Raw genomic sequence first — 26,053 nt, forward strand, 5'->3', positions numbered from 1 at the left:
TTCACTTGTTTTCACGACCCCGTAGCGTTGCGAGGGTTTAACGCGGAGAACGCGACTATCCCCGGCGAATGGGGTTGGTCGACGAGAGCGTCGTGTTCGCTCCGGGATCGGCGGCGCTCGCGCTCGGCTTCGTCTTCGGGGGCATCGCGCTCGGGACGGTGAGCGGTCTGGTGCCCGGATTGCACGCCAACAACTTCGCGCTCCTGCTCGCGGCGGCCGCGCCCTCGATCCCCGGACCGCCGCTCTACGTCGGGGGAGCGATGCTCGCCGCCGGCGTCACCCACACCTTCCTCGACGTCGTGCCGGCGCTCGCGCTCGGGGTCCCCGACCCAGCGATGGCGGCCTCGGCGCTGCCCGGCCATCGGCTCGTGGTCGCGGGTCGTGGCCGCGAGGCCCTCCGGCTGTCGGCGCTCGGGAGCGGGCTCGCGGTCGTGCTCGCCGTCCCGCTCGCGCTCCCGATGACCCGGCTGATGGTATCGGTCTACCCCACGATCAGTGCCCATCTCCCGCTGGCGCTGGCTGCGGTCGCGGCGTTCTTGGTGCTCACCGAGGGTTCGGTCCGGGCGTGCGTCGGCGGGGCGCTCGCCTTCGCACTGAGCGCGGGCCTCGGTGTGCTCACGCTCGACCTCGAACCCACTGCACCGCTCGCGACGGGCGGGATGTTGATGCCGCTGTTCGCCGGCGCGTTCGGCGCGCCGGTGCTGATCGAGGCCCTCGACGGGGCGGGGGTTCCCGAGCAGGCCGACGCCGTGGTCACCACGCCCCGACGCGTCGTCGGGTCGATGGCGTTCGCCGGGACGGTCTCGGGGGCGGTCGTCGGCTATCTCCCCGGCGTCTCGGCGGCCGTCGCGGCGACGGTCGCGCTGCCGCTCGTTCCGAACGACGACGGCGCGCGCGGCTTCCTCGTGGCGACGAGCGGGGTCAACACCTCGAACACGATATTCGCCCTCTTCGCGCTCGTCGCGCTCGGGTCGCCCCGAACGGGAGTTCTGGTAGCGCTCGACTCCACCGGCGTGCCGCTCGATCTGCCCCTCCTGCTCTCGGCGGTCGTACTCGCCGCGGGTGTCGGGTTCGTACTCGTGCCACTTCTCGGCGACCGCTATCTCCGAACCGTGGGACGGCTCGATTACACCTGGCTCTCGGTGGTCATCCTCTGTCTGTTGGTCGTCCTCTCGTTCCTCTTCGCGGGGTTCATCGGGGTCGGTACGTTCTGTGCGGCCGCGCTCGTCGGACTGGTGCCCGCGAAAGTGGGCGCGCGTCGGGTTCACCTGATGGGGGTGTTGATGGGACCGCTGATACTCGGTGTGTGACTTCGATTGGTGAATTCAACCCTTCCGATCTCTCGTTTCCATGAACGCCGGGTGGCAGAAATCGAACGCCTGTGGCGGCCGCCACGTTCTCGTGGAGGATGAAGGGCGAGCACCCAAAGGGTGCGAGGGCTTCGGCGGGGCGTAGCGGTGACGGTTGCTGTGCGGTAGCGGTGCGGTTGGTAAGTGGTTGTACTGCGAGCGAACGAAGTGAGCGAGCAGCCTTTTTAGTCCAGGTTTTTGCGCGGGGGTGGAGCGAGCCAACGGCGAGCGACGCCCCCGTGGAAAAAAGTGGGGCTTAATCCGCGCTGGCGGCGGCGGCGGTGTCGGCGGTCGCGGGGTCGTCGGGGGTCGACTCGTAGGCCCAGACGGTGGCCGCGATGAGCGCCCCGAAGATCACGAGCGCGGCCCCGTGGTGAGCGACCTGGACGAGCGGGGTGTAGACGGTGACGGTGGCCCCGCCGAGGAGCACTTGGATGGGGAGGGCGACGAGCGCGAGCACCGTCGCGTACTTCGTCCGGCGGGCCTCGTCCCGCCGCCACGCGAGGTAGGTCGTCCCGAGGATGGCGAAGCCGGTGATCATCGCGACGAGTCGGTGGAACCACTCGATGAAGCTCGGCCAGTCGGCGGGAAACAGCCCGAACACCGCACCGTTACACAGCGGCCATCGCGCGCCGCACGACAGCCCCGCACCGGCGGCGGCGGTGTACACCCCGAGCAGGATGAGCACGAACGTCATCCCCGTGGTGACGGCGGCCAAGTGGCGAAAACGGACCATGGGTTGCACTCGATGGGCAGCGTACTTACGGCTTTTCGATCCGGCTCGCACCGTCCCGAGCACACCTATTTAGGGCCGTCGCGCGAGGGGGTGAACGTGTATCCGGATGGCGAGAAAACCGACCGACTCGATACGTATCTCGCGGCCGAAGACCTCGACGCGGTCTGGTTCGCCCGGCCGGCGAACTTCGCGTGGCTGACCGGCGGCGACAACGTCGTCGACCGGGAGGCGGAGGTTGGCGTGGCGGCCGCGGGCTACGCCGGCGACGAGGTCCGGGTCGTCACCGACACCATCGAGGCCCAGCGGCTCGCCGAGGAGGAACTCCCCGACGGGACCCCGATCGAATCGTTCCCCTGGTACGAATCCACGCTCCCCGACGCGGTCGCCGAGCGCTCGTCGACCCCGGCCGCGGCGGACTTCGACGTTCCGGGACTCGACACGCTCGACCCCGTGTGGCTCAGGGTCCCGCTGACCGACGTCGACGTCGAGCGCTACCGGGCGCTCGGTGCCGACACCGCGGCGGCGGTCGAGGCGGTCGGCCGCGAGGTCGAAGCCGGGACCACCGAGCGCGAGGCCGCCGCCCGGCTCCGAGAGGCGCTGTTCGAACGCGGGGTCGACTCGCCGGTCGCGCTCGTCGCGAGCGCGGAGCGCGCACAGGCGTACCGTCACTTCCCGCCGAAGGACGTCGAACTCGGTGCGTACGGCATCCTGACGGTCACCGGGGTCCGCGACGGCCTCCACGCGAGCGTCACGCGGACCGTGGCCTTCGACCCGCCCGAGTGGCTGGCCGATCGCCACGAGGCGGCGATGTCGGTGGAGGCGGCGGTCATCGCGGCGACGAACCGGCTCGCGGGCGGGGGCACCGCGGCCGACCTGTTCGAGGTGATCCAGGACGCCTACGCCGACGCCGGCTATCCGGGCGAGTGGGAGGAGCACCACCAGGGCGGCCTGACGGGCTTCGCGGGGCGGGAGTGGAAGGCGACGCCGACGGCGGGCGAACCGGTCGAGGTCCCGGCGGGATACGCCTGGAACCCGACCGTACAGGGTGCGAAGAGTGAGGACACGGTGCTCGTCGACGACGGGGTCGAGGTCCTCACGGCGACCGGCGAGTGGCCGACCCGCGAGTTCGAGGTGGGTGGCGAGCGGATCGTCCGTCACGCGCTCGGCCCGTAATTCGTCGATCGTCGAACATCGGTTTCGGATAGTTTTTTGTACCACGGTGAGAGAGGGACGACATGGGACTCGACGAGGATTCACTCGATTATCACAGCCAGGAGCCGCACGGCAAGATAGAGATCTCGACCACGAAGCCGACGAACACCCAGCGCGACCTGAGTCTGGCGTACTCGCCGGGCGTGGCTGCGCCGTGTATGGAGATCTACGACAACCCGGACGACGCCTACACCTACACCGCGAAGGGCAACATGGTGGGCGTGGTCTCGAACGGCTCCGCGGTGCTGGGGCTGGGTGACATCGGCGCACAGGCCTCGAAACCCGTGATGGAGGGCAAGGGCGTGCTGTTCAAACGCTTCGCCGACATCGACGTCTTCGACATCGAACTCGACCAGGAGGACCCCGAGGACATCATTCGAACCGTCACCGCGATGGAGCCGACCTTCGGCGGGATCAACCTCGAGGACATCAGCGCGCCCGAATGTTTCGCGATCGAGGAGGGTCTCCGCGAGTCGATGTCGATCCCGGTCTTCCACGACGACCAGCACGGGACCGCGATCATCTCCGGGGCCGCGCTCGTGAACGCCGTCGACCTCGCGGGCAAGGAGATGGGCGACCTTCGCGTGACCTTCTCGGGGGCCGGCGCGAGCGCCATCGCCACCGCGAACTTCTACATCTCGCTCGGCGTCGACCCCGACAACATCACGATGTGTGACTCCTCGGGGATCCTCACCCAGCAGCGCGCCGAGAACGGCGAACTCAACGAGTACAACCGGGAGTTCGCCCGCGACATCGAGGAGGGGAGCCTCGCGGACGCCCTGGAGGACGCCGACGTCTTCGTCGGGCTCTCCGTCGCCGATGTCGCCGACCAGGACATGATCCGCTCGATGAACGAGAACCCGATCGTGTTCGCGATGGCGAACCCCGACCCGGAGATCGGCTACGAGGAGGCCAAGACCGCGCGCGACGACACCGTGATCATGGCGACCGGGCGGTCGGACTACCCGAACCAGGTCAACAACGTACTGGGATTCCCGTTCATCTTCCGTGGTGCGCTCGACGTCCGCGCCAGCGAGATCAACGAGGAGATGAAGGTCGCCGCCGCGCGGGCGCTCGCCGAACTCGCCCGCGAGGACGTCCCGGACGCCGTGGTGAAGGCCTACGGCGACCAGCCGCTCCAGTACGGCTCCGAGTACATCATCCCGAAACCCGTCGATCCCAGAGTCCTCTTCGAGGTCACGCCCGCGGTGGCCGAGGCGGCGGTCGAGAGCGGCGCGGCGCGTTCGGACATCGACGTCGAGGCGTACACCGAGGAGCTCGAAGCCCGGCTCGGCAAGTCCCGCGAGATGATGCGGGTCGTCCTGAACAAGGCGAAGTCCGAGCCAAAGCGTGTGGTGCTCGCCGAGGGCGGCGACGAGAAGATCATCCGTGCGGCCCACCAGATCCAAGAACAGGGGCTCGCCGAGCCCGTGCTGATCGGCGACCGGAGTCGGATCGAGGGCACGATGGAGGGGCTCGGGCTGGCGTTCGAACCCGACATCGTCGACCCCGATGAGACCGACCTCGATCGCTACACCGAGCGGCTCTACGAACTCCGCCAGCGAAAGGGCGTGACGCGCAACGAGGCCACCGAACTCCTGCGTGACGCGAACTACCTCGGGAGCGTGATGGTCGAGATGGGCGACGCCGACGCGATGCTCACTGGATTGATGCACGACTACCCCTCGGCGCTCAAACCCCCGCTCCAGGTCATCGGGACCCACGAGAAAGCCGACTACGCCGCCGGGGTCTACATGCTGACGTTCAAGAATCAGGTGGTGTTCGTCGCCGACGCGACGGTGAACCAGAACCCGAGCGCGGAGGTGCTCGCGGAGGTCACCGAACACACCGCCGACCTCGCGCGGCGGTTCAACGTCGAGCCCCGGGCGGCGCTCCTCTCGTACTCGAACTTCGGGAGCGTCGACAACGAGGGTACCAGAAAGCCCCGCCGGGCCGCTCAGATGCTCAACGAGTCGGGCGTGGACTTCCCGGTCGACGGCGAGATGCAGGCCGATACCGCCGTGGTCGAGGACATCCTGGAGGGGACCTACGACTTCTCGAACCTCGACGGGTCGGCGAACGTCCTGGTCTTCCCGAACCTCGAAGCCGGGAACATCGGCTACAAGCTCCTCCAGCGCCTCGGCGGTGCGGACGCCATCGGCCCGATGCTAGTCGGGATGGACAAACCGGTGCACGTCCTCCAGCGAGGCGACGAGGTCAAGGACATCGTGAACTTGGCGGGCGTCGCGGTCGTCGACGCACAGGAGAACGGCTCGTAAGCGGTTCGCGGTGCGGTTCGCGGTGGCGGTGCGGCCGCGACCGTTGCGGTCGCGGTGCGGTAGTTTCCTGGCGGATGAAGGGCGAGCGCGACCGGAGGGAGCGCGAGAGCTTCTGCGGTGCGGGGAGTTAGTGGTTGTACCGCGAACGAACGAAGTGAGTGAGCGGGCGCAAGCGCGACCAATGGGAGCGCGCAGCGCTTTTGATCCACATTTTGCCAGCGAGCCGAAGGCGAGCGCAGCAAAAGGTGGGGCTCTAGTACTGATACCGCCGGACGTCGTCCTGGTTCGCCTGGGGCTGGTACGCGCCGCCGGTCATCTCGTCGTAGGTCATCCCCGAGAGGTACTCGTCGTAGGTCACGTCGTAGCCGCTCCGGAGGTGGAAGTCCAGCCGGCCGGTCTCGACGGTGGTCTGGAAGAACTGGTGGAGCGCCCGCCGGAGGAGTTCGTCGGCCTCGTCGGGGTCGAGCGCGCTCCGGAGGAGCGCGAGTTCGTTGCGGGTCTCGCGGTCGAGCGAGAGGGTGAGCTCGTCGCCGAGGTCGGCGGAGCGCGCGTCGACGTCGTCCGCGAGGTCGTCGAGGCTCATGGCGCGGGGTCTGGGACGTGCGCGCAAACCCCTTTCGGCTCCCGGACCGCCATGTGTATGGTCCGGAGGCCACTGGCTCCCATCGATGAGTACCTCCGAGCCGAGTGCTGATGGCTCGCTTCCGGAAGACACCGAAGCGGTTCGTCGGGCGCTCGTGGCGTGGTACGAGGCCGACCACCGGGCGTACCCGTGGCGCGAGACCACCGACCCCTACGCGATCTGGGTCTCGGAGGTGATGAGCCAGCAGACCCAGCTCGACCGGGTGGTGCGGGCGTTCGAGGGGTTCGTCGAGCGCTGGCCCGACGTCGAGGCGCTCGCGGCCGCCGACCGCTCCGAGGTGGTCGGCTTCTGGAGCTCCCATAGTCTGGGCTACAACAACCGTGCGCGCTACCTCCACGAGGCGGCTGGCCAGGTCGTCGAGGAGTTCGATGGGAGCTTTCCCGAGACACCTGCTGAATTACAGGAGCTCCAGGGTGTCGGGCCCTACACCGCGAACGCGGTGGCGAGCTTCGCGTTCAACAACGGCGACGCGGTCGTGGACACCAACGTCAAGCGCGTGCTCTACCGGGCGTTCTCGGTCCCCGACGACGACACGGCCTTCGAGGAGGCGGCAGAAGCGCTCATGCCGGACGGCGAATCGCGGGTCTGGAACAACGCGGTGATGGAGCTCGGCGGCGTGGCCTGCGAGAAGACGCCCGCGTGCGATACGGCCGAGTGCCCGTGGCGCGAGTGGTGTGACGCCTACGCGACCGGCGACTTCAGCGCGCCCGACGTCCCCACCCAGTCGGCCTTCGAGGGCAGCCGCCGGCAGTTCCGGGGCCGCGTGGTCCGGGTGCTCGGCGAGTACGACTCCCTCCCGCTCTCTGAACTCGGTCCTCGAATCCGAGTCGATTACACCCCCGACGGCGAGCACGGCCGCGAGTGGCTTTCGGACCTCCTGTCGGACCTCGCGGACGACGGTCTCGTGGCGCTCGACACCGACGGCGAGACCACCGCTCGGCTTCGACAGTAGTTCGTTTCCCCGGACACCGAACCAGCGCGATTTTTGTTTCCGGGTGTCTCCGAACGACCGATGACCGAGCCCCCACACGTCGTCGCGCTCTGTGGCAGCCTCCGGGAGGCGAGCTACACCCGGATCGCGCTCGAACACGCGCTCGCGGAGGCCGAGCGCCTCGGCGCGAGCACGGACCTGATCGACCTCCGTGACGTCGATCTCCCGATATTCAACGCCGACGACCGCGAGGCCGGCGACGCGCTCGCGATGAAGGAACGGATCCGACGGGCCGACAGCGTCATCCTCGGGACCCCTTCCTACCACGGCTCGTACTCCTCGGTGCTGAAGGCCGCCCTCGACTACTGTGGCTTCGACGAGTTCGAGAACACGACGGTAGGATTGCTGAGCGTCGCCGGCGGCGCGTTCCCCATCACGCCGCTCGATCACCTCCGGTCGGTGGCGCGGGCGCTCAACGCGTGGGTGATTCCCCACCACGCCGCGGTGCCGAAGGCCCGCAACAAGTTCGAAGACGGCGCGCTCGTCGACGAGTCCTCGCGCGAGCGGGTGGCGACGCTGGGCCAACGGTCGGTGGAGTACGCGAACATCGAACCCGACCCGCCGAGCATCGAGAGCACCGAGAATCCCGGCGCGGACGATTAGCTCGACCATCGAAACCCCAATACTGACGGGCGTGTAACCCTCGCGAGTGACGCAGTGGGTCGAGAATCCGACTGGCGGGCGCGACAGGGGACCGATAGCGCTCGCGCGCGCGTGGCTCGAAGTCCTCGTTCGCCCTCGCCGGTTCTTCGCCACGGGGGTCGCGCCCGGCGACCAGGCCCCTGGCCTCGTCTTCGTCGGGTGCGTGGTCGCGGTCGAGGAATGCTCGCGGTTCCTCCTCGTTCCCGGCGCGCTCCCGGTGATCGCAGACCAGCGACTCGCCTCGCTCGTGCTCGTGCTCGTCCTCGCGGTGGGCCTGGTCGCGCCGCTCGCCCTTCACTTCGCGGCCGCGCTCTGTACCCTCGCGCTCACACTTCTCGTCCCCGAGCGCGCCGGGATCAGCGAGACGGTCCAGGTCATCGCCTACGCGACCGCCCCCTGTCTCCTCGCGGGCCCACCGATCCCGCTCCTCAGGGTCGTCTGTGCGGTCTACGGCGCGGTACTGCTCGTCGTGGGTATCGGAGAAGTCCACGAAACCAGTCTCCTGCGGGCCGCGCTCGCCGCAGCGGTCCCCGCGGCCTTCGTCTTCGGCTACGCCTTCCGCGGGTTCGCGGCCGCGGGAACCCTGCTCGGACTCGGCTAGCGACTCAATCGAGCGCTCCGCCAGCCACGCCGCTCGACTGGGCGCGCCAGAGCCGCGCGTACGACCCCTCGGCGTCGAGGAGTTCGTCGTGGCTCCCGCGCTCTTCGATCGTCCCGTCCCGGAGTACGAACACCCGGTCGGCGTCCGTCACGGTCGAGAGCCGGTGGGCGATCACGAACGTGGTTCGGTCCGCGGTGAGACGGTCGAGCGAGCGCTGGATCGCGGCCTCCGTCTCGGTGTCGACGTCCGAGGTCGCCTCGTCGAGCACGAGCACCGGCGGGTCCTGGAGCATCGCCCGCGCGATGGCGAGGCGCTGGCGCTGCCCCCCGGAGAGTTTGACGCCGCGCTCGCCGACCCGGGTGTCGTAGCCCTCCGGGAGCGCGGTGATGAACCCGTGTGACTCGGCGGCTCGCGCGGCCTCACGTATCTCCTCGTCGGCCGCGTCGAACGCGCCGTAGCGGAGGTTCTCGGCGATCGTGCCGTCGAAGAGGTAGGTGTCCTGGGCGACGTAGCCGATAGCCTCGCGGAGCGATTCGAGGGTCAGGTCTCGAACATCGTGGCCGTCGAGCGCTATCGAGCCCTCGTCGACGTCGTAGAGCCGCATGAGGAGTTTGAGGAGGGTGGACTTGCCCGCGCCCGTCGGCCCGACGAGCGCGATGGTCTCGCCCGGTTCGGCCGCGAACGAGACGTCGTCGATCACGACCTCCTCGTCGTAGCCGAAAGTGACGTTCTCGTAGGTCACTTCACCCGACGGATCGCGGAGGGCGGTCGCGTCGTCGGCGTCGGTGATGGTCGCGGGGATGCTCATGAGACCGAAGACGCGCTCGCTCGACGCCCGCGCGTTCTCGTACTGGTCGATGATCGTCGAGACCTCCGAGAGGGGCGTGACGAACCGCTGGCTCATCAGGAGGAAAGTCACGAAGGTCCCGGTGGTCAGCGTTCCGGAGAGAAAGAGCGGGGCCTCGCCGGTGGCGAGCCACCACCCGCCGACGACGAACGTCGCGCCGAAGGAGAGGCCGGCGAGGAGCTCCATTCCCGGTCGGTAGAGGTAGTTGAGCCGGAGCATCGCCATCGTCCGCTCGAAGTAGGTGTAGGAGGCGTCGGTGACGCGTCCGGTCTCGTACTCCTCGGTCCCGGTGGTCTTGACGAGACCGATGCCGCTTAGACTGTTTTCGAGCCGGGTGTTGAGCGCGCCGACGGCCTTGCGCTGGGCGACGTAGCGCGGTTCGACCGCGCGCATGAACCACCGGGTGAGCAGCGCCATCGCGGGCACCGCGACGAGGGTGACGAGCGCGAGCTGGGGGTTCATCCAGACCAGGATCGCGGCGATACCGCCGATCATCACCACGAGCCGAGCCGAATCGTGGAGCGCGTCGTCGAGGAACCGTTCGAGGTTCGTCGCGTCGTTGTTGAGTATCGCCATCACCTCGCCCGTCTGCTTGTCGTCGAAGAAGGGCATATCGAGGTTCTGCATCTTCGCGTAGCAGTCGGTCCGGACGTCGTGCATCACCCGGTGGGCGAAGTTGTTCGCGGTCACGCCGTAGACCCAGGTGAACACCGCCGTCACGAGGAAAGCCCCGACGATCAGGCCGACCGAGAGCGCGAACTGGCCGCCGTCGGTGGTCGGCAGCCACGTTTGGGGCACGAACGGGAGTTCGTAGGGCGCGCCGGAGCCCGAGGCCGGGAAGACCGCGTCGATGGCGATTCCGAGGACGAGCGGCGGGAGGAGGCTCGCGCCGCGGGCGATCACGTTCGCGGTCATCCCCGTGGCGAACCACGCCCGGTGGTCGAGACCGTAGTCGGCGAACAACCGATAGATCGGCCGTTCGACCGCGTCGCGATACTCGTCGAAGACGCTCTCCCCACCCGTCGACATTCGTCAGGCCTACCCGCCGAACGAGCAAAAACACCCGACATTCACCCCGTTCGGCCGACCCCTCGAAACGGGTCGTGCGGACGTCTATGTAGCACAATATATAGTCGAGAGGAAGACTTGATAGTCCTGCGTGAGCTTCGGACCGGCATGGAACGCGGTTCCGTCGAGCGAGTCCCGCCGGCGACGACGCAACGGTCGGACGACCTCCTCTCGATCGCCCACCGGGGCTTCGCGGGCATCGCCCCGGAGAACACCATCGCCGCGATGCGGGCGGCCTGCGGGGATTCGGCGGACGGGCCGGGCGCGGACATGGTCGAGATCGACGTCCAACCGGCGGCGAACGGCGAGCCGGTGGTCTTTCACGACCTCACGCTGGGCCGGCTCACCGACGTCCCGCCCGCCGACCGACGCCGACGGGTGTCCGAGACCCCCCTCGAAACCCTTCGAAACTACTCGGTGCTCGGGAGCGACGAGCGGGTGGCGACGTTCGCCGAGGTGCTCGACGCACTGCCCGCGGACGTCGGGGTGAACGTCGAACTCAAGCACCCGGGGACCGGCCAGCCGCGCCGCGAACTCGACCCCCGCGACCGGAGCCGGGGCCGCGACCGCTGGAGCCCGCTCGTCGAACGGGTGGTTCGGGCGCTCGACGACCACCGCAACGCAGCGCTCGTCTCGTCGTCCTACGAGGGCGCGCTGGCCGCGATGCGCGACGTCGCCCCGGAGACGCCGCTCGCCTACCTCTTCTGGAACTCGATCGAGGCCGGGCTCGCGGTCACGGAGCGCTACGACTGCGAGGCGGTCCACCCCTCGCTGGACATGGTTCGGGGGACGGACCTCTTCAACTCGGGCTACGTCCCGACCGGACCGTTCGTCGACGTCGACCTCGTCGAGCGGGCGCACGAGACGGGCCGGCCGGTCAACGTCTGGACCGTCACGGACTGGCACCAGGCCAGCCAGCTCCGGGCCGCCGGCGTCGACGGCCTCATCGCCGACTACCCGGGACTCACGCGGGCCACGCCGCCCCGAACCGCGACCGACGCCGGCCGGTCGGCTCCCGACGCGTCGGCAGCGATGTCGAACGACTGACCGGTCTTTACAGGAAGTCGTCGAGGTCCGCGACGCTTTCGGCAACCAACGTCGGTGCGAGCGGGCTCGTCTCGACCGCCTCCCGCGTGGCGTCGCCGGTGAGCACACAGACCGACTCGCAGCCGAGGCGCTCGGCGAGGCGGATCTCGGTTCCGAGCCGGTCGCCGACCACCGCGACGTCGGCGGGCGAGAGGTCGTGGTCGTCGAGCACGTGGTCGAGCATCCGTGGGTCGGGTTTCCCGAACACCCGGTCGGGCTCCTCGCCGGTCGCGGCGGCGACGAACGCGCCGATCGACCCGCAGTCGGGGATCGGGCCGTCCGGCGTCGGACAGACCATGTCCGGGTGGGCGAGCAGGAACTCCGCGCCGTCCTGGATCGCGAGCGAGGCGCGTCTGGCCTTCTCGTAGGTGAGTTCGGTGTCGAAGCCGACCACCACCGCGTCGGGCTCGTCGGCCTCGACCGTCAGCCCCGCGTCCGTCATCGCGCCGCGCATCGCACGCGTGCCGACGACGTAGGCGCTCGCGGCCTGCTCGTCGAGGTACTCGATCACACCGTCGGTCGAGAGCACGATGTCGGCCTCGTCGGCGGGGATCCCGAGTGAACCCAGTTTCTCGGCGTAGGCGGTCTTCCAGCCCGAGGAGTTGTTCGAGAGGAAGTACACGTCGACGCCGGCCTCGCGGAGCGATCCGACGACCCCGTCCGCGCCCGACAGGAGGTCGTCGCCGAGGTAGAGCGTGCCGTCGAGGTCGAAGAAGACCGCGCCCTTCTCGCGCAGGGCCGAGAGCGGCGAGAACACCCGGTCGGCCCGGTGGAGGTCGTCGAAGTCGTCGACCTCGACCCATCGCGCGCCCGCGATGTCGAGGGGTTCGACGTCGTGGTCGCCGGGCGCGAGGNCGTCGAAGTCGTCGACCTCGACCCATCGCGCGCCCGCGATGTCGAGGGGTTCGACGTCGTGGTCGCCGGGCGCGAGGAGTGCGTCGATGGCGACCTCGGTCCAGTCGCCGGTGTCGGCCGCGAGCCGCTCCTCGATCTCCTCGAACAGTCGGGTCGAGAAGTCGGCGGAGAACCGGTAGGCGTCGATGCTCGTGGCATCGGCCTCGGCCGCGTCGACGTCCTTCGAGAGGTGTTCGACCCGGTTTCGGCTATCGAGGGTGAGCTTCATCGACTCCTCGTCGTAGGTGTCGGTGTCGCACGCGATGGCGCTGCCGGAGCCCGTGGCGAGTTCGGCGGCGACGCGGGGGTCGAACACCACGTCGCCGTTCGAGAGGCAGAACGCCTCGCCGTCGACCGCCTCACGGGCGAGCGACAGCGAGTACATGTTGTTGGTGGTGTCGTAGTCCTCGTTCTCGATCACCGTGATCTCGAGTTCGGGGCGTTCGGCCGCGACCGCCGAACACAGTTCGCGGACGTCGTCGGCGAGATAGCCCGCGACGACCACGACCTCGACGATGCCGGCGTCGGCGTAGGCGTGGAGCTGGTGGGCGAGGATCGGTCGTGATCCGATCGTCACGCAGGGCTTTGGCTGGTCGGCGGTCACGGGGCGGAGCCGGGAACCGACCCCGGCCGCGAGCACCACTGCCGTGCCTATCGGGGTGGATACTGCAGCAGTCATACTGCCGATTTCGGGTCATTCATTGTAGGTGTTCGCCCTGACTGTGAAAGCAATAGATTCTTGGCCTATTCTATGGAGATCTTCGAACCCGCTTGTTTTCGTGGCCCCGAACGGTTCGGAAAACGCGTTCCGCGCGGTCGGGCCGGGTGTCACAGAACCGCTCGCGGACCCGGGCGCGCTCGGCGGCGAACCCGTCCGCCTCGGCCCCGAGGGTCCGGTCGAGGGCCGCGAGGAGCTCCGGGTTCGTTCGGGCGACCGGGCCGGGCGTGACCTCGTCGTAGTCGAAGTAGAAGCCCCGCTCGGCCCGGTAGCGGTCGAGGTCGGGCGCGTAGAACAGGACGGGTCTATCGAGCAGGAGGTAATCGAAGAACACCGAGGAGTAGTCGGTGAGCAGCGCGTCGGCGAGCGGCAACAGCGCGTGGCTGTCGACGCGCTCGGGGAGCCCGCGGATCCGGTCGCCGGCGAGCGTGCCGGGTTCGAGCGGTTCGTTCGGATGGGGTTTGACGAGGAGGTACGCGTCGTGGCGTTCGAGGAGTTCGTCGAGGGCGGCGGTGTCGAGCGTTTCGAAGACGCTCTCGCCCGAATCCCGGAAGGTCGGGAGCGAGAGAACGAGTCGGTGCTCGGCGGCGAGCGCCTCGACCGCCCGGAGGCTGGCACCGTCGAGACCGATGTCGTCGTCGGCTATCGACCCGACCAGCGCGTCGTTGCGCGGATAGCCCGTGACGGCGAGGACTTCGGGGTCGATATGGAGCCCCGAGACGAAGGCGGGGATCATGGCCTCCGCGGGTATCGTGATGCGATCGAGCACGTCGTGGGCGTAGGAGTGGGCGAGGCGAACGGGCAGGGGTTCCCCGGGGAAGTGCGAATCCCACGAGATGTGTTTCAGTGGCGTGCCGTGCCAGAGCAGGACCGCACGCGCGCCGCCCGAGAGCGCGAGGGTCACGTCCCGGAGCCCGTGGGTGACACAGACGACCCCGGCCCGGAGGTTCGCCCGGAGGCCGCGCAACGACCGGGTGTGGTGGGCCTCGTAGCCCCGGGCGCGAAGCGTCTCGACCACCTCGGGGTCCGTCGAGAGCCAGACCGCCCGGATCTCGGGGTGGTTCGCCGCGACGTGGAGGTAGAGGTACTTCGCGTTGTCCGCGAACCCCTGGCCGCTCCGCGTCCCGAACACCCACAGATCCGGGTCACGGGTGAGCGGGAGGCGCGCGACGACCCAGTGGCAGAGACAGCCGATGACGAGAAACGCGCGGTCGAGCGCCGCGCGGAGACGTTGCTGCATCGTGTGAATCCGCGGCGGTCGCCGCCAAAGCCCCACCGATACGACGATCACGGAACGCGCTCATCCGTATCGGTCGTTCACGTCCGCTACAGGACGGGGTCGGCGTGACGACCCTGGCTCGTCCCTCAGGCGATCCGCGAGCCGCCGTCGACCCAGACCTGCTCGCCGGTGACGTAGTCGGCCCCCTCGCTGGCGAGGTAGAGGTACGCGCCCGCGAGGTCCGATGGCCGGCCCGCGCGCGTCGGCGGTGTCCTCCCGTCGCCACCCACCGATTCCTCGGCCCGTTCGGACCAGCCCTCGGTGATCTCGGTGGCGACCGGTCCCGGCGCGACGCTGTTGACCCGGATGTCGTACTGGGCGAGTTCGAGCGCCGCGCTCCGGGTGACCATCCGGATCGCGCCCTTCGTCGCGGCGTAGTGGGCGTGCTCCCAGTCGGGCATACTGGCGGTCGAGGAGGCGGTGTTGACGATACACCCCGGCTCGCCGCGCTCGATCATGTCGTTCGCGGCGGCCTGCGTCCCGAAGAAGGTCCCCACGGTGTTCACCCGATGCACCCGTTCGAGGTCCTCGGGGCTCACCTCGCGAAAGCGCCGGCTGACGTGGACCCCGGCGTTGTTGATCATTACATCGACCCCGCCGAACTCGCGGGCGGCCTCGACGACGGATTCGATCTCCGCGGGGTCCGAGACGTCCGTCTCGACGTATTCGCTCTCGCCGCCGGCCTCGCGGATGGCTTCGTGGGTCGGCCGTTCGGCGTCGTGGTCCTTCGGCTCCGCTCGGACGTCGGCGTTGACGACCGTCGCGCCGGCCTCGCCGAACGCGAGCGCCACCGCGCGGCCGATGCCCGAACTCGCGCCCGTCACGATGACCGTCTCGTCGGCGAAATCGCCGGTGATCGTACCCATGGCAACACGACTCGCTCCGGGGGGTTAAGCGGTCGCGTTGGGTTCGGCGGTCCCTCGACGCGGCCGTCGGGTTGCCGGTAGCTGGAGGTTTTTAGCTCGGGGTCCACCACTCCGCGGTGATACACGCAGCCATCTACCACGGGCCGGGCGACATCCGCGTCGAGGAGGTCCCCGACCCCGAGATCGAGGAGCCGACGGACGCCGTGGTCCGGATCACCCATACGGCGGTCTGTGGCTCGGACCTCTGGTTCTACCGGGGCCACCGCGAGGAGATGCCCGAGGGCGCGGGGGTCGGCCACGAACCGATGGGGATCGTCGAGGAAGTCGGGGATAAGGTCCGGCACGTCGAACCCGGTGACCGGGTGCTCTCGCCGTTCTCGATCTCCTGTGGCGAGTGCGAGTTCTGCCGGAAGGGCCTCCAGACCTCCTGTGTGAACGGCTACGGCTGGGGCGGCGACCTCACCGGCGCACAGGGCGAGAAGGTTCGCGCGCCGCACGCCAACGGCACGCTCGTGAAGGTCCCCGAGCGCTACGCCGACGACGAGGGCGTCCTCGAATCGCTCCTGCCGCTCACGGACGTGATGTGTACGGGCCACCACGCCGCCGTCAGCGCGGGCGTCGAGGCGGGTGACACGGCCATCGTCATCGGTGACGGCGCGGTCGGGCTGTGTGGCGTGCTCGCCGCGAAACGCCTCGGGGCCGAGCGCGTCATCGCGATGGGCCACCACGAGGACAGGCTCGAAATCGCCGAGGAGTTCGGCGCGACGGAGGTCATCTCCGCGGAGGGCGAGGAAGCCATCGAGGCGGCCCGCGAGACGACCTACGGCGGCGCGAACCACGTCCTCGAATGCGTCGGGATGGAATCCTCGATGGAGACCGCCGCGGAGGTCGCACGTCCGGGCGGCACCATCGGCTACGTCGGCGTTCCGGCGGGTGTCGAGACCACCGACTTCGTCGCCACGATGTTCGGGAAGAACGTAGGCCTCGAAGGTGGCGTCGCGCCGGTGCGTCGCTACGTCGACGACCTGATGGCCGACGTGCTCCAGGGCACCCTCGACCCCTCGCCGGTGTTCACGAAGACCGTCGATATCGAGGGCGTGCCCGAGGGCTACGAGGCGATGGACGAGCGCGAGGCGGTGAAGGTGATGGTCAAGAACGAATAGAGCCAGAAAGCCGCTTATCTATCTCTGGACACTGATTTCTTCGTGTTAGCACAGTATGAACCTTCAGTGGATAACTAACGAAGTTATCTCGTGGCTCATTGCCCACGGTTTTCAGCCAAACAATCGAGAGTGGGTGGGGCTAATTCTGCTCGTGACGTTTGCGGCATTCGTCATCTGGAACACTCAATCGCGCTCGGCCCTATTTTCAGCAATTAAGGTGGCCACTGGTCGCAAGTTGCTCGCTCTTTGGGCGATCTACATTCTATGGCTGATATTGTTCGTACTGGTAGCAGATATGGTTGGCATTTGGAATCCAGTACTGACAAAAGACACATTCATCTGGGGAGTATCCTCAGGTCTTGTACTACTGGGGAGTTTTACCGAAGCTACGAAGATTGCCTATCTCAAGGACAAGGCCACTGAGATTATAGGGGGTATCGTGATAATCGAATATTTCATGAATCTGTCGCCCTTCTCAATTCCGATCGAGTTCGTTCTGCAAGTAGTACTGCTAATCGCTATTGTTCTTCCGGCCGGTGCAAGCAATTCTCAAGAAGAAGATATCGCATCTAAAGTAAGAATATGGACTTTGACCATCGCATCGGCTGTTGTTGTGATCCATACCTTACGAACTGCTGATATATTGTGGGGTGCAGTAGATTGGCAGCTATCGGTTGTCAAGATGGTTTGGCCTATGCTATTGGGTCTGTGGATGTTGATACTCACATTTCCTCTCTCGATCTACGCAGCCTACGAAGAAGTATTTCTTCGGATAGATATCTGTAGGAGTGATAGCTCAAAAGCGTGGAGAGCAAAAATTGGTGTCGTGTTAGCGTTAGGTATCCGGCTCAAATCGATACGAGAAGCAGCGAAGGGAGGGGGTATGGCGTACGATGTAGCTCATACGAATTCCATTGGTGCTGCTTACGAGGAGGCTAAACGCCACAGGTTAGAAGATGAGAGCTGAGGAAAACCCACCCGAAGAGAAAACTACTCTGGTCCGTCAGTGTGCCTGTCAAGCGCCTCGTCGACCAGCGCAGCAACTTCTTCAACGACATCCTCGTCGGCGGGCTGGTGCGGAAAGCGAACGTGTCCGGCCGGCACGTCGCGGTGGGCCATCGCCGCCTTGAGGCCGGGGACACCGTACCGGGCGGTGACCGCCTGATTGAGCGCGACCAGATCGGCGTTGAGCGCGCGTGCGGCGGCGCTGTCGTCGGCTCGCTGGTGGTACACGTCCGAAACGAGGTCGGGGACCACGTTGGCGAGCGCCATGACGCCGCCGTCGCCGCCGGCGTCGAGCGCCGGTGCGAGGAGGGCACCAGTTCCAACGAGGAGATCGAACTCCGGCCCCGCGAGGCGGCGCTCGCGCTGGAACGCGATCATGTCGCCGGTCGAGTCCTTCAGCCCGGTGACGTTCTCGTGGTCGGCCACCGTCCCGACCGTCTCCGGGTCGAGCGAGACGTCGGTCTTCGCCGGCACGTTGTAGAGGTAGATCGGGAGCGGGCTCTCGTCGGCCAGCCGACGGTAGTACGCTGCGAGCGCCGCCTGGTCGTGGTCGAAATAATAGGGTGTGACGACCAGCGCGGCGTCGGCCCCCGCGTCCGCCGCCCGCCGTGTCTGCTCGCGCGTCTCCTCGAATCCCGGATGGCCGGTGCCGGCGAGCACGGGCACCGAGACCTCGTCGGCGACGATCGCCGTCACCGTCGCCCGTTCTTCGAGGGTCATGAGCTCCGATTCGCCGTTCGAGCCACACGGGACGACGAAGTCGACACCACAGTCGACCACCCACGACGCGACCGCTCGGAGTTTCGCTTCGTCGATCGCTCCCCCCTCGTCGAACGGCGTCACCAGCGGTACACCTACACCTTCCATGCTCTACCCCTCGTCCGCTCCCGCTATAGTACTCGTGACTGGTCTCCCTCGACGATCACTCCTCGTCGTCGGTCGATTCGAGCGCAGGGTCGTGCTTCTCGTACCACTCGGTGAGCTGTTCGAGCCGATGGAGCGCGCGGTCGGGGTCGCCGACGTTGTGGTGTTCGTCGGGATAGACCACGAGCTTCGCGTCGACGCCCCGCTTGCGCGCACTGACGTAGAGCTGTTCGGACTGGCTGGGCGGGCACCGCCAGTCCTGGTCGCCGGCCATCACCAACAGGGGTGTCTCGATGTTCCCGGCGTCCCTGATGGCCGAGGCGGCGTCGTAGGTTTCCTTGGCCTCCCACGGCAGCCCGAACTCGTTGACGAGCCCGACCTGGGTGTCGTCGGTCCCGAAGACCGACCGGAGGTCGTAGATGCCGTGTTCGGGTGCGGCGGCGGTCAGGAGGTCGGTCTGTGTCACGAGGAACCCCTGGGCGATGCCGCCGTAGGAGACCCCGCGGCCGAACACCCTGTCCGGATCGGCCCACCCGCGCTCGCAGAGCGCCTCGATACCGGCGGCGATGTCCTCGACCTCGACGGTGCCCCACTGCCCCCGGAGTTCCTCCGCGAACGCCCGTCCGTAGGAGGCTCCACCGCGGTAGTTGGGACAGACCACGACGTAGCCGCGGCTGGTCCACGCCGCGTACTCGAAGTCGAACTCGGGCACGTCGTAGTGGACCGGCCCGCCGTGGATCGAGACCACCAACGGGTGGGGCTCGGGGTCGTCGGGGTCAAACCCCGGCGGCAGGTACGTGACGGCGTCGATCTCGTGACCGGCGCTCTCGTAGCGCACCCGCTCGCAGTCGGGAAACGAACCCCCGTCGAGCAGCTCCTCGTTCACCGCGGTGAGCGCCTCGAAGGCGTCACCGCCGGCCGATTCGAGGTCCGCGAGGCTCGCGGTGTGGAGGTCGACGCCCGCCGAGGGGTGACTCACCAACGCGACCAACGTTCCCGCGGCGAGGTCGAACGTCTGGAGGGTCCGGTGCTCGACCGGGTCGGGAAAAACACGCTCGGGGGGCGCGCCGTCGGGATGGGCACGAACGAACCGGACGTCGGCCTCGTCGGCGATGGCCGTCAGAACCGTTCCGTCGTCCCACCGGAGCGGCGCTTGCCGAGTGGGCCGCCGGTCCAGGTCGGGGGTCAGCGACTCGTAGCCGTCGCCGTCCCACACGTAGACCTGGCCGGGGACGGCGCTGTTCTCGGGGTCGCTGCCGACGAACGCGAGCCGGTCGCCGTCGGGGTGCCACTCCGCGCCGCCGACGACCAGGTCGCTCTCGGTGAGGCGGGAGAGGTCGGTACCGTCGGGCGCGACGGTGTAGAGGTCCATCACCGCGTTGTCGTCGGGCCGTTCGGTCCGATTCGAGAGGAAGGCGATCCGGTCGCCCGCGGGGCTCCACGCGGGCTGGAGGCCGCTCATCGGTTCGTAGGCCCCACCGCCGTAGGCCTCGTCGAGGCGCGTCGACTCGCGGGTCTCGACGTCGACCACGAAGAGGTAGCTCGTCACCGAATCCAGCCAGCCCGCGCCGTCGGCTTTGTGCTGGAGGCGTTCGGTCTCGATCGGTCCGTCCCCCTCCCGACGGGCGTCGAGATACTCGCGTTCCTCGTCGGTCGGGTCGCGCGCCGAGACCACGACCCGCTCGCCGTCGGGCCCCCAGTCGAACTCCCGAACCCCCTCGTCGCGGTCGGTGACCTGCCGCGCGTCGCCACCGAGTTCGAGGTCGAAGACCCAGACCTGGGACTTCGGTTCGTCGCCGTTCTCGCTCGGCTCCGTCCCGTCCTCGTCGGTATCGCCCGATGTGACCGCCAGCCCGACGTCGTGCTCGCGCACCGCGAGCACCCCGAGTTTCGTGCCGTCGGGGCTCCACTGCGGTGACCCGGCATCCGAGGCGCGGGTCAGTCGGTGGGGCGGTCGGCTCCCGTCGGTCGGCACCACGAAGACCGACGTGTGACGCTCGTCGTCGGTCCGACTCGACTCGCGGGCGACGAACGCGGCGTGGTCGCCGTCGGGCGAGAGCGCGACCGCCGTGATGGTCGTCACGTCGTAGACCGAATCGAGCGGTATCGGGTCCGTCATCGTGGATCGTCACCACACCACGGGTATTACGCTGTCCCTTCCCCAACGCCCTCTATCGACGCGCTCCGTCGACATCCCCGACGGTTCGGTGAGGAACCTGCGACACCCCGCAATCGTTCCGGATCCGAACCGAGTTCACAGTAGCCCTCCTGAGAGAAGGGAGCGTAGCTTCAAGTCGCGGGCATCGAACGGTCGGCTGTAATGGCGCAGTCCTTCCACCCACGGGCCCCTCGACCCATCACTGGCGCTCTCACTCCCCATGTCTCGGTCTGAGCCCTCCCCATCGGACGATGGCGAATCGCTCCATCGGGCGTACATGCTGGGTGTTCGGATCGTCGAGTGTTACCCGACCAACGCCGACGGGGTCCGATACCGATTCGAAGCGCCACACCACACGGGAATCACCTTCGAGAACCCGGAGACGGCCGAACTCTACGCCGACGTCTACTTCGACGTCAACGGCTTCGAGGAGGCCGGCACCGGTGATCGGGGTGTTCCGCCCGAGATCATCCAGGCCGGCCGCGACACCCTCGTGGCGTACTTCCTGACCCAGCCGGGCACCGACGTCAACTGGGTGGCGTCGTTCTACGGGGTGAAACCGGAGAAGGTCCGGCGGTACGCCTCCCGGGTCGAAAAGCGGGCGGCGGGGATCCGGGAGGGCGCGAAAGAGCGCGGTATGGAGTAGCCGACAACCCGTTTTCGACCCCGGTATGCTGACCTCGTGTGATCACCATCCGACGCCGAGTCCCGACCGTCGCCCTCGCGAGCCACCGGACCACTACGTAGCACTCATAGCCGTTCGTTCGGGTCGGTATGTCTCCGGTGTTTATGCCGCGAAGCTACTTCCCTCGGGCCTTTGCGTGACCATTCGCATGGTCGAATTTACGCGGCGGAAGCTGATGGCGACGTCGGTCGCGGCCACGCTCGGTGCCAGTGTGGTCGGCACGGCGAGTGCGGAACACTCTGAAGAAGTCGAAGAGACGAATACGCCGGGGGCCCCGAGTGTCGAGGGCGAACTCAAGCGTTTCTCGACGACTGCCTTCGGTGCCGAGGTGACGGGACCGTTTGTATTCGACGACGGCGGGCTGCTCTACAGCCTCCAGCACCCGAGCGAGGAGAACCCCGAACCGTTCGACCGGGCCGGCATCGGCTACTTCAGCGGTTTCAATTTCGAACTCGACGGCGACAACGACGACTTCGAGGAGGTCTCGACACCTCAGACCGAGGACGAGCAGGGACGCGTCCGGGCGGGCAACGGCGAGTACACGTTGCTCGCACGGGGCCGCGAGCCGATCAACGGCGGCGCGGAACGCCTCGGCGTGACCCAGACGCCCGACGGAACCGACATCGTCCGGGCGGACGCCGCCAACGCCGAGCCCGAACGGAAGAACCGCCCCTACTTCGCGGGCACGCAGTACGGGCTGGCCGCGAGCAACCCCGACTGCAACCAGTTCGTCCCCACGGACGACGGTACCGCGGGCTACCTCTTCACCAACTGGGAGAACAGCCCCGGAAACATCTCCCGGATACCGATCAGCCAGGACGACGACGGCGAGTGGGAGGCTGACCTGGAGAACGCGATCAACCTCGCGAACACCGACGCCCTCCGCGACCTCGGCGGCACGCGCATCAACTGCTACGGCGACCGCAGCCCGTGGAACACGATGATCTCCTCGGAGGAGAACTACGCCCAGCCGCGCGTCTCGCTCACGCACACGGTGGGCGACATCGTCGAGGCCGACAGCGGAAAGGGCCTCGTCGGTGGGTGTCAGTTCTGGAACCGACCGAACCCCAACGGTATCGGCGAGGCGATCGTCGAGTACTACGGTGAGGACGAGGCCTTCGAACCGCAGGGCTACTGGGCGCTGACGGGCGTCGAGTTCCTCGCGTACTACCTCGGTGCCGAACAGGTCGACCAGCCCGACGCCGACCAACCCGACGAGGAGACGCTCAGCGATACGACGCCGATCGTCGACGTCTACCCCAACCCGTACCGCTACGGCTACCACGTCGACGTCCGCGAGCCGACGGCCGACGAACCCCAGCCGGTCAAGTACTACGTGATGGGCCGAGCGGCGTGGGAGTCGCCGAACGTCCAGGCCGACGAGCGAACCGTCTACGGCTGTTCGGACGGCGACAGCAAGGGCATCTACAAGTTCGTCGCCGACGAGCCGATCCCGAGCTACGAGGACCCGATGGACGTCGCAGGGACTCTCTACGCCCCGAAGATCACCAACGACGCGGCCTCGGCCCCCGAGACCGGCAAGCGCAACTCCCCGGCGGACGTCGATCTGGAGGTCGAGTGGATCGAGCTCGGACACGCGAGCAACGCCGAGGCCGAGGCGTGGATCGCCGACTACGACGACGTGACCCAGGAGGACTACCTCGCGCACGCCGAGACCGACTGGGAGGACGACCCAGAGGCGGCGCTCGAAGAGGCCGACAAGGCCGTCATCGAGAACGGCAACCGGAACTACATCACCAACGAGGAGATCGTCGAGTGGGCCGCCCAGTTCGAGGCGCACGGCCCGGACGGCGTCGACGAGGAGCTCCGGAGAGTCCCCTTCTTGGAGATGCGAGCGGCCGCAAAGGAGATCGGCGCGTCCATCGAGTTCAACAAGGCGGAGGGTGTCGACAGCGTCGACGGCGCTCAGCCCGGCGACTTCGTCTACTTCGGGATCTCCGAGTTCAACGACGACATGGCCGACGACACGGGCGATCTCCGGATGGACCGCGTCGACGGCGGCGTGGTCTACCGCGCGGAACTCGAAGCGGACTACAACGTCTCGACGCTCGAACCGGTCATCGTCGGGCCCGACTTCACCGACCCGCCCGCCGACGCCGACGACGCGCTGCGCAACGTCGACAACGTCTACGCGATGGACGACGGCCGGCTGATCTGCTGTGAGGACGGCTTCGGCGGCCCCGCCCGTTCGTACCCCAACGACGGGCTGTACGTCTACGACCCCGACCCCGATGGCGAGAGTGGCGACGATGACGATATGGGCTTCCACACCCCGCCGGCGGACGACCCGCTGAACGCCCGCTTCCGGGATTGCTGTGCCAACACCGTCGACACGCCGCCGGAGAACGGGATCCTCAACCTCGACCTCGTCTACGGCGCGTACGAAGGGCCGTATGACGTCGAGATCACCTCACCGGAGCTCTCTGAGTCGGAAATCGACGAGATCACCTTCGACAACGCCGACGACGACCCGTACGACCTGACCCGCGACGACATCGTTGGGATGGACGTCTCCGACGTCCCGGCCGGCGAGTACGAGTTCACCGTGAGCGTCGTCGACGCGGACGCGACGGCGATGGTCTCCTTCGAAATCGAGGACTGAGCGCTGTCCGTCCGACACACCGACCCACGCTTTTTTGATCGATGCGACGACGAGAACCATCGACGCCCGGCATCGACAGCAACGGGACTGTGATCGACGGCGGCGTAATGGATGAGAACCGATCCGTGAGCGATGGATTTCGACAACCGTTTTAGTCACCGGCCGTTGCCTCCGGTAATGGGTAGCTGTATCATCTGCGGCACCTCCACCGAGGGCTACATCTGCGAGAGCCACCAGGAGGACGTCGTCTTTGACTTCGAAGGATCGCACGCCAACCAACTCACCCCCGGACGCTTCTACCGCGGCTCGGTCGACGGCTTCGCCGAGTTCGGCGTCTTCATCGACATCGGCGACAGCGTGACCGGGCTCCTCCACCGAAGCGAACTCGACAGCCGGCTCGAAAGCCTCGATTGGGACTCCGGCGACGAGGTCTACGTTCAGGTCACCGACGTTCACGACAACGGCAACGTCGACCTCACGTGGTCGATCCGCCAGTCCGACCGCGAGTTCCGGGGCGCGCTCGTCGACACCCCGGAGGGCGACGAGCTCCCCGCGGAGGCCGACGACCCAAATGAAGACGCGGCTGCCGGGCGTCCGGTAGCCGACACCGCCGACGAATCCACCGACGCGGAATCGACGGCCGACCAGACGGAATCGACGGCCGCCGAAACGGAACCGACGACCGACCGAACCCGCACCGACGGCGACAGCCCGGTCGAGACGGCGTCGACCACCGATCCCGGCAGCGTGGTTTCCGACGCCGATGACACGACGTCCGATCCCGACGGTCAGGCTGCCGATGCGGGCGGTGCACAGCTCGTCGAACCCGAACCCGAGTCGGAATCGACCTCGGGGACCGAGTACGAGACGGTTCGCACCGACGACCTCGACGAGTACGTCGACGACTCGGTCCGCATCGAGGGCGAGGTCGCGAGCGTTCGCCAGACGGGCGGCCCGACGGTGTTCACCCTCCGCGACGAGGCCGGCACCGTCGAGTGTGCGGCCTTCGAGGAGGCGGGCGTCCGGGCCTATCCCGGCATCGAGGCCGGCGCGTTCGTCGCGGTCGAGGGTCACGTCGAGCGCCACCGGGGCGGTCTTCAGGTCGAATCCGACGACCTCTCGGTGCTCGACGAGTCGGGGCGCGAGGCGGTCGAGACGCGGATGGCGGACGCGCTCGCGGACGAGGCCGAGGTCGAGTCGGTCGATCTCCTCGCCGAGGATAGCGTTGTGGCGGACCTCACTAACGAGATCCGCGACCTCGCGGGGACCATCCGACGTGCGGTGTTGGAGTCCCGACCCGTCGTGGTGCGCCACGACGCGAGCGCCGACGGCTACCTCGCCGCGGCGGCCATCGAGCGCGCGACGCTGCCGTTCGTGGAGGCCGAACACGCCCGGAGCGACGCCGGCTACCACTACTTCGACCGACGGCCGCTCGCCGAGGGTGTCTACGACATGGACTCGGCGACGCGCGACGTCACGAAGATGCTCGACGCCCGCGAGCGCCACGACGAGGCGATCCCGCTGTTCGTCTTCTGTGGCGTCGGCGGGACGAGCGCCTCGTCCGATGGACTGTCCCTGCTCTCGGTCTACGACGCCGAGCGCGCGGTGCTCGACGTCGACGTCGAGGAGCACGTGGACGTGGACGCGTTCGTCGGGACGGACGGGGACGACACCACGGCGGCCGCGCTCGCGGCGAACGTCGCGGTCCACATCGACCCCGAGGCCCGCGAGGACCTCGCACACCTGCCGGCGGTGAGCTTCTGGGAACACACCCCGGCGGCCTACGCCGACCTCGCGGACGAAGCGGGCTACGACGCCGAGCGGGCGCGGGAGGTCCGCGAGGCGGTCGCGCTGGTCGCGAACTACCAGTCCTACGAGGACAAACGCGAGCTCGTTCGCGACCTCGTCTTCGAGGGCGGCGAGGCGCTCGCGGCGGCCTTCGCCTCGCGCTTCCGGACGAAACGCGACGCCGCCATCGAGACCGCACGCGCCCACCTCGACTACCGCGAGGTCGACGGGGGAACGATCGGAGTGCTCGACACCGACGCGTTCACCCACCGCTACGACTTCCCGCCGACCGCGCTGCTCTGTGACGAACTCCACCGCCGGACCCGCGAGGCGGCTTCGGTCCTCGTCGGCGTCGGCGAGGACGAACTGTTCGTCCGCGGCGACGTGGACATCCACGCCATCGCCGAGGAAACCGCCGAGCGCGTCCCCGACGCCGACGTCTCCGTCGGCGCGGCGCGTGACGACCGGCTCGAATTCCTGCTCGGCGAACGCGATGCGGTGCAGGAAGCGGTTCTCGACGTCGTGGCCGAGCAGGCCTAACCGGACGAACTCGCTT

General features: G+C 67.9%; 20 protein-coding genes. 12 read left to right on the forward strand and 8 right to left on the reverse strand.

What is annotated here, in order from left to right:
• Nucleotides 1-68: 68 nt before the first annotated feature.
• The gene (locus C447_RS05790; RefSeq protein ID WP_007691776.1) at nucleotides 69-1,310 is read left to right on the forward strand and encodes a tripartite tricarboxylate transporter permease; all 1,242 of its coding nucleotides are present in this window, start codon (nucleotides 69-71) and stop codon (nucleotides 1,308-1,310) included.
• A gap of 295 nt (nucleotides 1,311-1,605) precedes the next feature.
• On the opposite strand, the gene C447_RS05795 is transcribed toward C447_RS05790, so the two are convergent.
• Nucleotides 1,606-2,085, reverse strand: coding sequence for a COX15/CtaA family protein (locus C447_RS05795; protein ID WP_007691777.1), 480 nt, complete (start codon nucleotides 2,083-2,085; stop codon nucleotides 1,606-1,608).
• A 90-nt stretch (nucleotides 2,086-2,175) separates the two neighbouring features.
• Here C447_RS05795 and C447_RS05800 point away from each other — a divergent pair, with 90 nt between their 5' ends.
• Both C447_RS05800 and C447_RS05805 read left to right on the forward strand, forming a co-directional pair.
• Entirely contained in the window at nucleotides 2,176-3,258 is a 1,083-nt protein-coding gene (locus C447_RS05800; RefSeq protein ID WP_007691779.1) for a M24 family metallopeptidase, read from the forward strand.
• A gap of 62 nt (nucleotides 3,259-3,320) precedes the next feature.
• Complete coding sequence (locus C447_RS05805) at nucleotides 3,321-5,576, forward strand: NADP-dependent malic enzyme (RefSeq protein WP_007691781.1); 2,256 nt, start codon at nucleotides 3,321-3,323, stop codon at nucleotides 5,574-5,576.
• A 253-nt stretch (nucleotides 5,577-5,829) separates the two neighbouring features.
• On the opposite strand, the gene C447_RS05810 is transcribed toward C447_RS05805, so the two are convergent.
• On the reverse strand, nucleotides 5,830-6,159 hold the full coding sequence (locus C447_RS05810; protein WP_007691783.1) for a hypothetical protein: 330 nt from the start codon (nucleotides 6,157-6,159) through the stop codon (nucleotides 5,830-5,832).
• An 85-nt stretch (nucleotides 6,160-6,244) separates the two neighbouring features.
• Here C447_RS05810 and C447_RS05815 point away from each other — a divergent pair, with 85 nt between their 5' ends.
• The 3 genes from C447_RS05815 to C447_RS05825 are packed head-to-tail and all read left to right on the forward strand — an operon-like array spanning nucleotide 6,245 to nucleotide 8,453.
• Nucleotides 6,245-7,171, forward strand: coding sequence for an HhH-GPD family protein (locus C447_RS05815; RefSeq protein ID WP_007691785.1), 927 nt, complete (start codon nucleotides 6,245-6,247; stop codon nucleotides 7,169-7,171).
• Nucleotides 7,172-7,231: 60 nt separating this feature from the next.
• Nucleotides 7,232-7,813, forward strand: a complete 582-nt coding sequence (locus C447_RS05820) for an NADPH-dependent FMN reductase (RefSeq protein WP_007691796.1) — start codon at nucleotides 7,232-7,234, stop codon at nucleotides 7,811-7,813.
• A 46-nt stretch (nucleotides 7,814-7,859) separates the two neighbouring features.
• Entirely contained in the window at nucleotides 7,860-8,453 is a 594-nt protein-coding gene (locus tag C447_RS05825) for a YIP1 family protein (protein ID WP_007691798.1), read from the forward strand.
• Between the two features lie 4 nt (nucleotides 8,454-8,457).
• Here C447_RS05825 and C447_RS05830 read toward each other — a convergent pair whose 3' ends face one another.
• Nucleotides 8,458-10,329: an ABC transporter ATP-binding protein gene (locus C447_RS05830; RefSeq protein ID WP_007691801.1), complete on the reverse strand. Its 1,872-nt coding sequence runs from the start codon at nucleotides 10,327-10,329 to the stop codon at nucleotides 8,458-8,460.
• A 147-nt stretch (nucleotides 10,330-10,476) separates the two neighbouring features.
• On the opposite strand from C447_RS05830, the gene C447_RS05835 reads away from it, so the two are divergent.
• Nucleotides 10,477-11,415: a glycerophosphodiester phosphodiesterase gene (locus C447_RS05835; RefSeq protein ID WP_007691804.1), complete on the forward strand. Its 939-nt coding sequence runs from the start codon at nucleotides 10,477-10,479 to the stop codon at nucleotides 11,413-11,415.
• Nucleotides 11,416-11,422: 7 nt separating this feature from the next.
• Here C447_RS05835 and C447_RS05840 read toward each other — a convergent pair whose 3' ends face one another.
• The 3 genes from C447_RS05840 to C447_RS05850 form a co-directional block, all read right to left on the reverse strand.
• Nucleotides 11,423-13,027, reverse strand: a complete 1,605-nt coding sequence (locus tag C447_RS05840; RefSeq protein ID WP_275039440.1) for an HAD-IIA family hydrolase — start codon at nucleotides 13,025-13,027, stop codon at nucleotides 11,423-11,425.
• A 70-nt stretch (nucleotides 13,028-13,097) separates the two neighbouring features.
• On the reverse strand, nucleotides 13,098-14,306 hold the full coding sequence (locus C447_RS05845) for a CDP-glycerol glycerophosphotransferase family protein (RefSeq protein WP_007691808.1): 1,209 nt from the start codon (nucleotides 14,304-14,306) through the stop codon (nucleotides 13,098-13,100).
• 125 nt (nucleotides 14,307-14,431) lie between these two features.
• Nucleotides 14,432-15,211 (reverse strand): SDR family NAD(P)-dependent oxidoreductase, encoded by a 780-nt coding sequence (locus tag C447_RS05850; protein WP_007691810.1) that lies wholly within the window; start codon nucleotides 15,209-15,211, stop codon nucleotides 14,432-14,434.
• A 119-nt stretch (nucleotides 15,212-15,330) separates the two neighbouring features.
• Between C447_RS05850 and C447_RS05855 the strand changes: the two genes are divergently transcribed.
• Together C447_RS05855 and C447_RS05860 are read left to right on the forward strand one after the other, a co-directional pair.
• The gene (locus C447_RS05855; protein ID WP_029601947.1) at nucleotides 15,331-16,374 is read left to right on the forward strand and encodes a zinc-dependent alcohol dehydrogenase family protein; all 1,044 of its coding nucleotides are present in this window, start codon (nucleotides 15,331-15,333) and stop codon (nucleotides 16,372-16,374) included.
• Between the two features lie 55 nt (nucleotides 16,375-16,429).
• Nucleotides 16,430-17,341 (forward strand): hypothetical protein, encoded by a 912-nt coding sequence (locus C447_RS05860; protein ID WP_007691812.1) that lies wholly within the window; start codon nucleotides 16,430-16,432, stop codon nucleotides 17,339-17,341.
• A gap of 23 nt (nucleotides 17,342-17,364) precedes the next feature.
• On the opposite strand, the gene C447_RS05865 is transcribed toward C447_RS05860, so the two are convergent.
• Nucleotides 17,365-18,246 (reverse strand): dihydrodipicolinate synthase family protein, encoded by an 882-nt coding sequence (locus C447_RS05865; protein WP_029601745.1) that lies wholly within the window; start codon nucleotides 18,244-18,246, stop codon nucleotides 17,365-17,367.
• Nucleotides 18,247-18,301: 55 nt separating this feature from the next.
• Complete coding sequence (locus tag C447_RS05870; protein ID WP_007691814.1) at nucleotides 18,302-20,362, reverse strand: S9 family peptidase; 2,061 nt, start codon at nucleotides 20,360-20,362, stop codon at nucleotides 18,302-18,304.
• Between the two features lie 259 nt (nucleotides 20,363-20,621).
• Between C447_RS05870 and C447_RS05875 the strand changes: the two genes are divergently transcribed.
• From C447_RS05875 to C447_RS05885, 3 genes are all read left to right on the forward strand, one after another.
• A complete protein-coding gene (locus tag C447_RS05875) occupies nucleotides 20,622-21,047 on the forward strand; it encodes a hypothetical protein (protein ID WP_029601743.1) in 426 nt (141 codons plus the stop codon).
• Nucleotides 21,048-21,234: 187 nt separating this feature from the next.
• Nucleotides 21,235-23,709 carry an alkaline phosphatase PhoX gene (locus C447_RS05880; protein ID WP_029601742.1) on the forward strand — a complete coding sequence of 825 codons (2,475 nt, stop codon included), beginning with the start codon at nucleotides 21,235-21,237 and terminating at the stop codon, nucleotides 23,707-23,709.
• Nucleotides 23,710-23,886: 177 nt separating this feature from the next.
• Complete coding sequence (locus C447_RS05885; RefSeq protein ID WP_007691820.1) at nucleotides 23,887-26,037, forward strand: OB-fold nucleic acid binding domain-containing protein; 2,151 nt, start codon at nucleotides 23,887-23,889, stop codon at nucleotides 26,035-26,037.
• Nucleotides 26,038-26,053: the final 16 nt, after the last annotated feature.

The organism is Halococcus hamelinensis 100A6, from assembly GCF_000336675.1.
GTDB classification, from domain to species: Archaea; Halobacteriota; Halobacteria; order Halobacteriales; family Halococcaceae; genus Halococcus; species Halococcus hamelinensis.